This window comes from Bradyrhizobium sp. SZCCHNGR1005 (genome assembly GCF_032489995.1).
In the GTDB taxonomy this organism is placed as follows: domain Bacteria; phylum Pseudomonadota; class Alphaproteobacteria; order Rhizobiales; family Xanthobacteraceae; genus Bradyrhizobium.
Genome location: NZ_JAUEZC010000001.1, coordinates 488,640 through 500,354 on the forward strand (window position 1 = coordinate 488,640; position 11,715 = coordinate 500,354).

General features: G+C 65.0%; 8 protein-coding genes. 3 read left to right on the top strand and 5 right to left on the bottom strand.

What is annotated here, in order from left to right; all coding sequences use genetic code 11:
* Positions 1-172 precede the first annotated feature (172 nt).
* Complete coding sequence (locus QXZ85_RS02305; RefSeq protein ID WP_315706715.1) at positions 173-1,831, bottom strand: electron transfer flavoprotein-ubiquinone oxidoreductase; 1,659 nt, start codon at positions 1,829-1,831, stop codon at positions 173-175.
* A gap of 153 nt (positions 1,832-1,984) precedes the next feature.
* Here QXZ85_RS02305 and QXZ85_RS02310 point away from each other — a divergent pair, with 153 nt between their 5' ends.
* Positions 1,985-2,803 carry a uracil-DNA glycosylase gene (locus QXZ85_RS02310; protein ID WP_315765242.1) on the top strand — a complete coding sequence of 273 codons (819 nt, stop codon included), beginning with the start codon at positions 1,985-1,987 and terminating at the stop codon, positions 2,801-2,803.
* Between the two features lie 25 nt (positions 2,804-2,828).
* Here the strand turns inward: QXZ85_RS02310 and QXZ85_RS02315 are convergent, their stop codons facing one another.
* The 4 genes from QXZ85_RS02315 to QXZ85_RS02330 form a co-directional block, all read right to left on the bottom strand.
* Positions 2,829-4,337, bottom strand: a complete 1,509-nt coding sequence (locus QXZ85_RS02315) for a glycosyltransferase family 39 protein (protein ID WP_316166845.1) — start codon at positions 4,335-4,337, stop codon at positions 2,829-2,831.
* Between the two features lie 171 nt (positions 4,338-4,508).
* Positions 4,509-5,336 carry a ribonuclease HII gene (locus QXZ85_RS02320; protein WP_315765246.1) on the bottom strand — a complete coding sequence of 276 codons (828 nt, stop codon included), beginning with the start codon at positions 5,334-5,336 and terminating at the stop codon, positions 4,509-4,511.
* Between the two features lie 73 nt (positions 5,337-5,409).
* Positions 5,410-5,865, bottom strand: coding sequence for a VOC family protein (locus QXZ85_RS02325; protein ID WP_315706719.1), 456 nt, complete (start codon positions 5,863-5,865; stop codon positions 5,410-5,412).
* A gap of 26 nt (positions 5,866-5,891) precedes the next feature.
* Complete coding sequence (locus QXZ85_RS02330) at positions 5,892-7,064, bottom strand: PA0069 family radical SAM protein (protein WP_315765250.1); 1,173 nt, start codon at positions 7,062-7,064, stop codon at positions 5,892-5,894.
* Between the two features lie 200 nt (positions 7,065-7,264).
* On the opposite strand from QXZ85_RS02330, the gene QXZ85_RS02335 reads away from it, so the two are divergent.
* Positions 7,265-9,682: a phosphoketolase family protein gene (locus QXZ85_RS02335; protein WP_315706721.1), complete on the top strand. Its 2,418-nt coding sequence runs from the start codon at positions 7,265-7,267 to the stop codon at positions 9,680-9,682.
* A 104-nt stretch (positions 9,683-9,786) separates the two neighbouring features.
* Positions 9,787-11,712, top strand: a complete 1,926-nt coding sequence (locus QXZ85_RS02340) for a hypothetical protein (RefSeq protein ID WP_316173463.1) — start codon at positions 9,787-9,789, stop codon at positions 11,710-11,712.
* The last annotated feature ends 3 nt before the right edge of the window (positions 11,713-11,715 follow it).

Here is an 11,715-nt window from a genome sequence, read left to right on the forward strand (position 1 = left end):
CTCTCCGAAGCGCCGACAATGCCGCGTTTGGCGGCCAACCGCAAGGACGGCCGGGCGTTTCGATCGAACAGCCCTCCGTGGGACGGGCAAAGTGGCTGCCTGAAACGCGTTTACTATGGCCGTATCGTGACCGGCGGTCGGGGATTCGACAGCCGGCTCACGCAATCGTGCATTACATCGCCTCGTAGTTCGGGCCGCCGCCGCCCTCCGGCGGAACCCAGGTGATGTTGCCGTTCGGATCCTTGATGTCGCAGGTCTTACAGTGGACGCAGTTCTGGGCGTTGATGACGAAGCGCGAGCTCGCGCCCTCCTCGACCCATTCGTAAACCCCGGCCGGGCAATAGCGGCCCGACGGCCCGGCATAGACGTCGCGTTCCGAACTCTTCTGGAGCGCCATGTCGGCCACCTTCAGGTGCACCGGCTGGTCTTCCTCATGATTGGTGTTGGAGAGGAACACCGATGACAGGCGGTCAAAGGTCAGCTTGCCGTCGGGCTTGGCCGCCGGAATCGGCTTGTGCGCCCTGGCGGGATCGAGCGTGGCGCGATCGGGCTTGCCATGCGACTGGGTGCCGAATAGCGAGAAGCCGAGCGTGTTGCACCACATGTCGAGGCCGCCGAGCACGACGCCGATCACGGTGCCGAACTTCGACCACAGCGGCTTGACGTTGCGAACCTTGTAGAGATCCTGGCCGACCGGAGAGCCGCGCCAGGCGTTCTCGTATTCGCCCAACTCGTCATTGGCACGCCCCGCCGCGATCGCGGCGCTGACATGCTCGGCCGCGAGCATGGCGCTGCCCATCGCATTGTGCACGCCCTTGATGCGCGGCACGTTGACGAAGCCGGCCGCGCAGCCGATCAGCACGCCGCCGGCAAAGGACAGCCGCGGCACCGACTGATAGCCGCCTTCGGTGATCGCGCGGGCACCATAGGCCAGCCGCTTGCCGCCTTCGAACACCGCACGAATGGCAGGGTGCGTCTTGAAGCGCTGGAACTCTTCGAACGGCGAGAGGTAGGGATCGCTGTAGTTCAAGTGCACGACGAAGCCGACCGCGACCAGATTGTCGTCGTAGTGATAAAGGAACGAGCCGCCGCCGGTCCTGGTGTCGAGCGGCCAGCCGAAGGAATGCTGGATCAGGCCTTTCTGATGCTTGGCCGGATCGATCTGCCAGACCTCCTTCAGACCGATACCGAATTTCGCAGGCTCGCTGTTGGCGTCGAGCGCAAACTTCGCGATCAGCTGCTTGGACAGGCTGCCGCGCGCGCCTTCGGCAAACAGGGTGTACTTGCCGAGCAGTTCCATGCCGCGGGTGAAGGACGCCTTCAACGAGCCGTCCTTGGCGATGCCCATGTCGCCGGTGGCGATGCCGCGCACGGCACCGTGTTCATCATAGAGCACTTCGGTGGCGGCAAAGCCCGGATAGATCTCGACCCCAAGCGCTTCGGCCTTGCGCGAAAGCCAGCGGCAGACATTGCCGAGCGAGCCGATGTAGCAATGATGATTGTCCATCAGCGGCGGCATCATGAAGGCCGGCAGCGAGATCGCACTGCTCTCGGTCATCCAGAAGAACTTGTCGACCTTGACCTGGGTCTTCAGCGGACAGTCATCGTCCGTGCGCCAATCCGGAATGAGCTTGTCGAGCGCGGTCGGATCGATGACGGCACCGGACAGGATGTGCGCGCCGACCTCGGAGCCTTTCTCAACGACGACGATGTTGAGGTCGGCATTGATCTGCTTGAGCCGGATCGCGGCCGAGAGCCCCGAGGGGCCTGCGCCGACGATGACGACGTCGAACTCCATGGATTCGCGCGGAGGTAATTCTTCGATGCTCATGTTTTTTCGGTCTCAGCCCTTTTGCGAGCGTTTCTTCCCTGGGTTTAAGGGGTATTCGCCCTCTTGTTTCCGATTTTTCCGGGAAGGACAACCACGGAAATGCATTCCGTCAGGGGCGGATGCGGCGTATGCTGGCCTCGACTGACCATTCCCATGACACCCGAGCCCCTCCCCAACATCAGGCAACTGCTCGCCTTCTATTCGGAGGCCGGCGTCGACTGCGCGCTGGACGACGCGCCGGTCAACCGGCTGGCCGAGCCCGAGCCTGCGCCCGTGGCCAGCGCTCCTGTAGCCCGCGACGCGCCGCCGCCGCAACCCTTCCGCGCAGCGCCCGCGGTTATTCCGCCGCGCGGCGAACCGCCACCTCCGCCGGATGCCGCGATCGCCTCGGCGCGGGAAGCGGCGCGCACCGCCCCGACCCTGGAGGCACTCCGCGCCCTGCTCGAAACCTTCGACGGCTGTGCGCTGAAGAACACCGCGACGCGTTTGGTCTTCGCCGACGGCAACCCGCAGGCCCGCATCATGTTCGTCGGCGAGGCGCCGGGCCGCGACGAGGACATCGAGGGGCTGCCCTTTGTCGGGCGTTCCGGCAAGCTCCTGGACCGCATGATCGGCGCCATCGGGCTCGACCGCACCAAGGTCTACATCGCCAATGTCATCCCCTGGCGGCCACCGGGCAACCGGACGCCGACGCCGCAGGAGACGCAGATCTGCCTGCCCTTCATCAAGCGCCAGATCGAACTGGTCGACCCTGACGTGCTGGTCACGCTCGGCAATCCCTCGACGCAGGCCATTCTCGGCACCCGCGAGGGCATCATGCGCACGCGCGGGCGTTGGATCGAATATGACACCGGCAAGCGGGTAATCCGCGCGATCGCGACCTTCCACCCCGCCTATCTGTTGCGCTCGCCGTCCTATAAGCGATTGTCCTGGCAGGATCTGCGCGCCATCGAGAAGGTGCTGGCGATTTAAGGCCGCGCCCCCCCGCGTTCCTCGTCTACTTCCCCTTCGGGCGCACGATCGCCCAGCCGATCCGCAATAACGGCTGACGGCCGTTGATCAGCCAATCGAAAGAGCGCGGCACCTCCGGCACGATGCCGGGGAAACGTTGCGCGATCTCGGGGGGCGGCGTGCCGACCGTGTCTGCAGCGCGCCAGACGACGATGCCCCCGGTCTCATTGAACTTGGCGAAGCTCTCCCACGGCGTCCGCTGCGGCGTCGCATCCAGGAACAGATGCGGCCGGCCGTGGCCGAGCGCGATCAGGCCCGCAAGTTCGGGATCGCCGGCGACCACGCGCAAAGGCTGATTGGTACGGCGAGTGAAACTCTCGACGAAGAACTGCGCGATCTGCCGTCTCGGCATCGCCGTCCGAAGCTCGCTGCCGCCGGTCCAGGGCAGCACCAGGGTCGTACCGACCACGAGCACCGCCGGTGCGGCGATTGCGGCGGCCCATACCGCGCGCAACAGCCGCTGTCGGTGCAGGCGGATCACCTCGCCAGACGCAACCACGACGGCCAGTCCCGACATCAACAGGGCGACGCCGGGACCGGTGATCACCGTGTCACGGCCGAACAGGCCCGACAGCAGGCTGAAGGTGAGCGGAGGCGCGAGCGCAAAGCAATAGACGAAGTCCCGTGCAAGCGGCACGAGCGCAGGCCGATAGATGATCGGCGCATCGGTCTCATCGCCGCTGACCCAGCTCGCATTGAGAACAACCAGCAGCCAGATCGCCGCCATGGCGAGCAGGAGGCCGCCAAGCAGCCAAAGCCACAGCACTGCGCGTTCGCCGAGTTCGGCCAGCACAGGCAATGCGGGCCAGGTGACGGTATCGGCGCGAACGACGAAGATCAGGTAAGGCAGCGCCAGGACCAGCACGACCAGCAGAGCAAACAGGGGATCGAACGATCTCAGGATGCGCCGCCCTCGCGCGCTGGACACGACAAAGCCGACGATCAACAACAGCAAGCCGAAGGCCGCCGAGGTCGTCAGCAGCAACAATCCGGCCTCGATCGACCAGGCGAACCAGGCATTGCGCCGGTTCTGTCCCAGGATCTGCCAAGTATGCAGCAGCAGCAGCGCCCAGAGCGGGCGGGTGAGAACGTCTGGGCCGAAATCCAGTGTCGGCGCACCGAACGCGGTCACCGTCATCGTCAGAAGGACTGCGAGCACGGCGTGCTGGCTTCCAACGATCGCGCGTCCGAGCGCAAAGACGGCCCACAAGGTCACCGCCGACGAGAGCGCCGCCAACAGGTACACGCCGATCATGTGATTACCCACCAGCCGATAGGCGATATCGGCCAGCCAGAACGACAGCGGCGGCCCGAGATCGGTGCCGACCTGATATTCCCGGCCGAAGGCGAGGACCGTCGCGAGATTGCCGGGAGGGCTGCGGTAGAACAAGACCGCGACCGCCAGCCACAACAGCGCCTGGCACAACAGCACGATCACCACGACCAGCCGCGGCCGGGCGCGAATCAGTTCGACGACCAGGGATGTGAAACGCATGGGAGGCTGGATCGCTGGCGATCGTCTCTCATTCACTTGGAGCCGTCTAGGTCGATCTGGCGGTCGAAACCGCGAGGCCGAGGTGGGCGGCGGCCCGTAGCGAGGAGTGACGCTTGGTGCTGGTTGGACGCCAAAATTATTAAGACCGCGGCCCCGCTGAGGCAATCGGCATTACAAGCCAACTGCAACTTCCGCCGATGTGACCACTGCCGTCTCGGCAAACAGGTCAGGCTCGGGCATCACCGTCCAAGGCTGGTGTTTCCGGCGCGCGGCCACTACCGGCGCGAACAGGCTGCGATGATGGACCGAGGGTCCGAGGCGGTCGAGCGCGGCCAAATGCTCCGGGACGGCGTAGCCCTTGTGCTGCTCGAAGCCATAACCCGGACAATCCTGCGCCAGCGCGCACATCAGCCGGTCGCGGGTCACCTTGGCGACGATGGACGCGGCCGCGATCGACATCACCAGGCCATCGCCGCCGATCACAGCCTCGCAATTGCAGTCGACCTCGATCTTGTCACGACCGTCCACGAAAACATGCTTCGGCGGCTCCGGCAGCGCACCGACGGCGCGCGAGAGCGCCCACAGCGAGGCCCGCAGGATGTTGTCGCGATCGATCCGCTGAGGTGAGGCGAAGGCCACCGCAAAGGCTGAGGTCTTGCAGATCTTCTCGAACAGCACCTCGCGCTGCTCGGCCGTGAGCCGCTTCGAATCGTCCAGGCCCTTGGGGATCCGCTTGGGGTCGAGCACCACGGCCGCAGCAACGACCGGACCTGCGAGCGGCCCCCGTCCGGCCTCGTCGCAGCCGGCGACCGGCCAGATCCCCTGCTTCAGCAACGCGCGCTCGCGACGAAAGCTCGGCAGCGCCACCGCAATGACGCCTTTGGCGGGCTTCGCCAACGCGACGTCGCCCGCCTTGGATGCGGTCTTAGCGGCGGTCCTGGCGGCGCCCTTCCCGGCTTTCGCAGGCTTGGCAGGCTTTTTGGCTGGATCCCGAATCATGACCGGGATCGTGCTTAAGCCGGCCGAATCACGCAACCGGGAACTCGGCCGAAATTCCCGCTATCCTCCGCCTCTAATCTGGAAGATGGACCCGTTGGTCCGGACCGACCTCGATTCCGGGCGCGACGACCACCTCCCAAACATGCCCGTCGGGATCGGCAAAATACCCGGCGTAACCGCCATAATCGGTGCTCTGCGCTGGCTTCAGCAGCGTGGCTCCGATTGACAACGCGAGCTGCAAGGCTCGATCGACCTCCTCGATCGACCTGCAATTCCACGCCAATGTCAGGCCACGAAACGTCTCCGGACGGGATTTCCCCGACAGACCCGCCTCCCGCGCGAGATCGTCCCAGGGATAGAGTCCGAGCACGCTGCTGCCTGTGTCGAAGAACGCCACCGCCTCGCCGGTTGCCCGAAATTTTCGGGCAAAACCCAGCGCCTCGTAAAACGAAATGCTGGCGCGCATGTCAGCGACGCCCAGCGTGATGACGGTGAGCCGCGGCGTCGATGGCAACAGGCCTGCGCTCATTGTACTCTCCCTGCAACTGACGTTTCCTAGAACAGGCTGAGCTGCTGTCCGCCCCCCTTCGGGCGAACGAAATGGTCGGTGGTGAGCTTCGACCGGCGCTTGTTCAGCCCCAATCTTTCACAGGCAATCTCGAAGCGGCGCCCGATCATCCAGGCCATCGGTCCGGTACCCTTCATCCGGGTGCCCCATTGCGAGTCGTAATCGCGGCCACCGCGCATATCCCGGATCAGAGTGAAGACGTGGCGATAGCGGTCCGGGTAATGCTCGAGCAGCCATTCCCGGAACAGGTCGCGCACCTCAAGCGGCAGCCGAAGCAAAACATAGGCGGCTTCCTTGACGCCGGCATGGGCGGCCGCATCGAGAATGCGCTCGATCTCACTGTCGTTGAGCGCAGGGATCACCGGTGCGACCATCGCCGTGGTGGGGATGCCGGCCTTGGACAAGGCCTGCAGCGCCTCCAGCCGTTTCGACGGCGTCGAAGCGCGCGGCTCCATGGTTCGCGCCAGCTTCGGGTCGAGCGTCGTCACTGAAATCGCCACCTTGGCGAGGTTCTTCTTGGCCATCCGCGCCAGGATGTCGGCGTCACGCACAACTAGCGCCGACTTGGTCACGATCCCGACGGGATGGCCAACCCGCTCCAGCACCTCGAGGATGCCGCGCATGATCTTCCGCTCGCGCTCGATCGGCTGATATGGATCGGTATTGGTGCCGATCGCGATCATCCGAGGTTCGTAGCCCGGCGCGGAAAGCTCCTTCTCCAACAGCGCCGGCGCGTCCGGCTTGGCGAACAGCTTGGACTCGAAATCGAGCCCCGGCGACAGGCCGAGAAAGGCATGGGTCGGCCGGGCAAAACAATAGACGCAGCCATGCTCGCAGCCCCGATAGGGATTGATCGAGCGATCGAACCCGATATCGGGCGAATCGTTGCGGGTGATAACCTTGCGTGAGGTGTCGGTCGCGACCGTAGTCTTGAAGGGCGGTAACTCCTCCAGACTCTGCCAGCCGTCGTCGAAGGCGACCCGCGCCTCAGCCTCATAGCGGCCGCTGGCGTTGGATTGTGCACCCCGGCCGCGTCGCCGGCCCTGGTCGATGGCGACAGCGAGCTCGGGAAAATCAGCAGAACTTGGAGGTGCACCCGCCGGCTCGGAGGGCGCCTTGACCGGCGGGTGCTTGAGGGCATGTGAAGATGCTCGGCTCATGGCCAAGAGATAGCAGACATTACGAACAAAGCAAGAACAAAAGCACAAACAAAGAACAAGAATGCCAATGGTCGAGGTCTGCGCCAGCGCAAGCTCGCCATCACAATCCCGTTCTATCCTACCGACCGGATGGAACGAGCCGGGTTCGCCGTCACTCTTTCCGTGCGCCTACCTTGAACGGAACGGGTCAGCGAGGTCCCATGCAAATCACCCCCACAGAGCAGAACAAGCTGGCCAGCGATCTGGAGCTGCTCGATCGCTACTGGCGTGCGGCCAACTATCTTTCGGTGGGGCAGATCTACCTGCTCGACAATCCGCTGCTGCGCGAACCTCTGCGTCCTGACCACATCAAGCCGCGGCTGCTCGGTCATTGGGGCACCACGCCGGGACTGAACTTCATCTATGCGCATCTGAACCGGGCGATCCGCGCGCAGGACGTCGACGTGATCTATATCTGCGGCCCAGGCCATGGCGGCCCGGGCATGGTGGCGAACACCTATCTGGAAGGCACCTACAGCGAGATCTACCCGGACATCACGCGCGACGTGGACGGCATGCGCAAGCTGTTCCGGCAGTTCTCCTTCCCCGGCGGCATCCCGAGCCACGCGGCGCCGGAGACGCCGGGGTCGATCCACGAGGGCGGCGAGCTCGGCTACGCGCTGGTGCATGCCTATGGCGCAGCCTTCGACAATCCCGACCTGATCGTCGCCTGCGTGGTCGGCGATGGCGAGGCCGAGACCGGGCCGTTGGCCACCTCCTGGCACTCCAACAAATTCCTGAACCCCGCACATGACGGCGCGGTGCTGCCGATCCTGCATCTCAACGGCTACAAGATCGCCAATCCGACCGTGCTCGGCCGCATGAGCGATACCGAGGTCCGGCAGCTATTCGAGGGTTATGGCTACGAGCCATTATTCGTCGAGGGCGATGAACCGGAAGCCATGCACCGCGCGATGGCCGACGCGCTCGATGTCGCACTCGCGAGCATTCGCTCGATCCAGCAGAGCGCTCGCCAGCAGGATGCGAATGTGCGCCGGCCCAAATGGCCCATGATCGTGCTGCGTAGCCCCAAGGGCTGGACCGGGCCAAAGGAGGTCGATGGCCTGAAGGTCGAGGGCTTCTGGCGCGCGCATCAGGTGCCGATCGCCAATCCCCGCGGCAAACCCGAGCACCTCGCTTTGCTCGAATCCTGGATGAAGAGCTATGAGCCGGAGAAGCTGTTCGACGGCGACGGCCGACTGATGCCGGAGCTGCAGGCGTTGGCACCGCATGGTCCGCGCCGGATGGGCGCCAATCCGCACGCCAATGGCGGACTCCTCAAGCGCGAGCTGAAACTGCCGGACTATCACGCCTTCGCGGTGGAGGTGTCCTCACCCGGCGCCGTCATCGCCGAGGCCACTCGCGAGCTCGGCAAGTTCCTGCGTGAGGTCGTCAAGCTGAATGCGGACAACAGAAACTTCCGCATCATGGGTCCCGACGAGACCGCGTCCAACCGGCTCGATGCGGTGTTCGACGCCACCGACCGGGTCTGGATGGAAGGGATCGAGCCTTACGACGTGCACCTCGCCCATGATGGCCGCGTCATGGAAGTGTTGAGCGAGCATCTCTGCCAGGGCTGGCTCGAAGGCTATCTGCTCACCGGCCGCCACGGCTTGTTCTCCTGCTACGAGGCCTTCATCCACATCGTGGATTCCATGTTCAACCAGCATGCCAAGTGGCTGAAGGTCTCGCGCGCCCTGCCCTGGCGGCGGCCGATCGCATCGCTGAACTACCTCCTGACCTCGCATGTCTGGCGCCAGGACCATAACGGCTTCAGCCATCAGGACCCCGGTTTCATCGATCTCGTCTCCAACAAGAAGGCCGACATCGTCCGCACCTACTTCCCGCCGGATGCGAATACGCTGCTATGGATCGCCGACCACTGCTTGCGCACCTATGACCGCATCAACGTGATCGTCGCCGGCAAGCAGCCATCGCCGCAATGGCTGACCATGAAGGAAGCCGCCACGCATTGCGAAGCCGGCATCGGCATCTGGCCGTGGGCCGGCACCGGGCCCGCCGACCAGGAGCCCGACGTCGTGATGGCCTGCGCCGGCGACATCCCTACGTTGGAGACGCTCGCCGCTGTCGACCTCTTGCGCAAGGCGCTGCCGAATTTGAACATCCGCGTCGTCAATGTCGTCGATCTGATGACGCTGCAGCCGAAGGACCAGCATCCGCATGGCCTCAGCGACCGCGATTTCGACAGCATGTTCACGATCGATAGGCCGGTGATCTTCGCCTATCATGGCTATCCGCATCTCATTCACCGGCTGACCTACAACCGCACCAACCATGACGGCATGCACGTGCGCGGCTTCATCGAAGAGGGCACCACGACCACGCCGTTCGACATGGTGGTGCTGAACGAGCTCGACCGCTTTCATCTTGCGATCGAAGCGATCGAGCGCGTGCCGGGGCTCTGCATCTCGGCCGCCCATGTGAAGCAAAAGTTCCGGGACGCCCTGATCGAGCACGCCCGCTACATCCGCCAGCACGGCGAGGACATGCCGGAGATCCGCGACTGGGTGTGGCCGAACAGTGCCGGCGGTCTCACGCCGCAGGAAGCAGGAGATTGATCGGCGGGGCGCGCCAATGTGACGGCTGGATGAATGATCTAGCGCAACAGCCGGCCGGCCCGGTCAGGCAGACTGGCACCATCAGTCTCTGACCAGACGCCGCCATGAAATCGCAGATCATCAAAGAGCTCGGCCAGGCCGACATTCTGCTGCCGCAACTGATTGCGGATGGTCTTGCCGCCAACGACCGCATCAAGGTGCGCCTGAGCGCGCTGCAGGCTGCGAGCCAGCATGCGCGAGCGCCCGAGCGGCGGCTGACGGATCTGTCGGCCGAAAGCCGGGCCGCAGGGATCACATCGGCCGATCTCTCCACCTTGATCGGCGGCGCCCATCGGACTGCGGAGGGACGCTTGGCGGCGCCAGGGCTACCGCAATTGATCAGGCATATCGAAGACGACGCGCGCGCGATGATCCGCGCCGTGGCCGGCGGCCGTCCCACCGAGGGTGACGCCGCCGAGAAGCGGCTCGCCGCCATCCGTGGCGCAGGCCTGCTCGAGGGCGGCAACGACGTCGAATTCGCGCGCGTGGCACGGCTCACCAAGGCGCAGGAAAGCGCCGACAGCCTACACCTCCTGGTGATGGATCTGCACAAGACGCTGAACCGGATGGCTGCCGACTGTGCAGAGGAACTGCTTGACGGCGCCCATGTCTATGGCCTCACCGAAGCGGATCGCCCGGCGGTCGCGGCCTTCATGCGCGGGCTCAACGCCACGCGCGCCCTGAAATTCGATCACCCGGGCCTGGACACGATGGCCACCCGCTCCGGCGATCGCCTCCTGATTCAGAACGATATCGGCACCACCGACGCCCATGTCATGGTGATCTCGGTCCGGAATAACGCGGTCACCGTGACCTACACCGACGTGCATCTGGTGCGGGCGAAATTCTTCATCCAGCTGTTCGATGCCTTTGCCGCGCATTGGAGCGGACTCGATCGCCACGACGCCGCAGGTCTTGGTGAAGAGAACGCTTTCTTTCTCGTGACCGGCCAGTTCGACGGCGACAGCGCCAAAGCGCGCGACGATTTCCTCGCCGCACTCGGCGCTGCGCTGGTGTTCCTGATCGATTGGAACAAGGCCCGCAAGCTGCTGCGCAGCTGGGTCACCAAGGACGATGCCGCGCGCATCCTCGATTGGGCTGCGCGCAATCGGGTCGGCCATCGCGCCTTTCTCCAGCTCGGCGGCAATGACCTGCTGGCAGCTGCCGTGCGCAATGCCGCCCCCAATCGGATCGGCTTCGGCGAGCGGCTGGACCAAGCGCTCGGCCGCAACGCTGCGATCGATTTTCTGAAAGCGGCGCTACGCGCCTCGACCGAGGGGCTCTTGGCAGGACGCTCGGTACGGCTGGTCCGCGATCAGATCGAGGCCAATCTGGTGCGCCATCTCGACCGCGCCGATAGCGCCCTGCTGACCATCGTCATGCGGCAGCTTGGGCTCGCCCACGACATCGCCGGCGGCCTCGCCCGTCACCTCTCCGCACTGCAAGCCGGACGCCCCGCAGACGGCAAATTGCTCTCGGCCCGCGCTGGCCGGATCGAACAGAAGGCCGATCGCATCGCGATCGAAGCCCGGCACGAGGTCGCACGGCTCAACGCCAAGCCGCTGGTCGGCCAGTTGGTCGACCGCGTCGAGGAGGCGATCGACGAATTGGAGCAGGCGGCCTTCATCGCCTCGCTGGCGCCGGCCTGCATCGGCGGCAAACCGCTCGGGGCGCTGTGCGATCTCTGCGGCGTTGCCATTGCCGCGATCGAGGCTGCGGCCAGCGGCCTCGTCGCAGCAGTCGAAGTGCCCGAGGGCCGCCAGGCCGATGCCGAAGATGCGCTCGCCGCGGTGGTCCACCTGATGGATACCGAACATGCGGCAGATGCGCAGGAGCGCACGATCACCGCCCTGGTCTTCACCGGCGGCTTCGACGTGGCGACCTCGCTCTCGCTCCTGGAACTGGCGCGCGCGATCGAGCGCTCGACCGATCGCCTCGCCGGTTTCGGCCATCTTCTGCGTCAGCACATCATGACCGATCTCTCTGCGTAAGGA

What these genes read in the sequence shown, in the direction of transcription:
- QXZ85_RS02335 (WP_315706721.1), top strand. Translation starts at nt 7,265, where the DNA reads ATGCAAATCACCCCCACAGAGCAGAACAAGCTGGCCAGCGATCTGGAG.
- QXZ85_RS02340 (WP_316173463.1), top strand. Translation starts at nt 9,787, where the DNA reads ATGAAATCGCAGATCATCAAAGAGCTCGGCCAGGCCGACATTCTGCTG.
- QXZ85_RS02315 (WP_316166845.1), bottom strand. Translation starts at nt 4,337, where the DNA reads ATGCGTTTCACATCCCTGGTCGTCGAACTGATTCGCGCCCGGCCGCGG.
- QXZ85_RS02310 (WP_315765242.1), top strand. Translation starts at nt 1,985, where the DNA reads ATGACACCCGAGCCCCTCCCCAACATCAGGCAACTGCTCGCCTTCTAT.
- QXZ85_RS02320 (WP_315765246.1), bottom strand. Translation starts at nt 5,336, where the DNA reads ATGATTCGGGATCCAGCCAAAAAGCCTGCCAAGCCTGCGAAAGCCGGG.
- QXZ85_RS02330 (WP_315765250.1), bottom strand. Translation starts at nt 7,064, where the DNA reads ATGAGCCGAGCATCTTCACATGCCCTCAAGCACCCGCCGGTCAAGGCG.
- QXZ85_RS02325 (WP_315706719.1), bottom strand. Translation starts at nt 5,865, where the DNA reads ATGAGCGCAGGCCTGTTGCCATCGACGCCGCGGCTCACCGTCATCACG.
- QXZ85_RS02305 (WP_315706715.1), bottom strand. Translation starts at nt 1,831, where the DNA reads ATGAGCATCGAAGAATTACCTCCGCGCGAATCCATGGAGTTCGACGTC.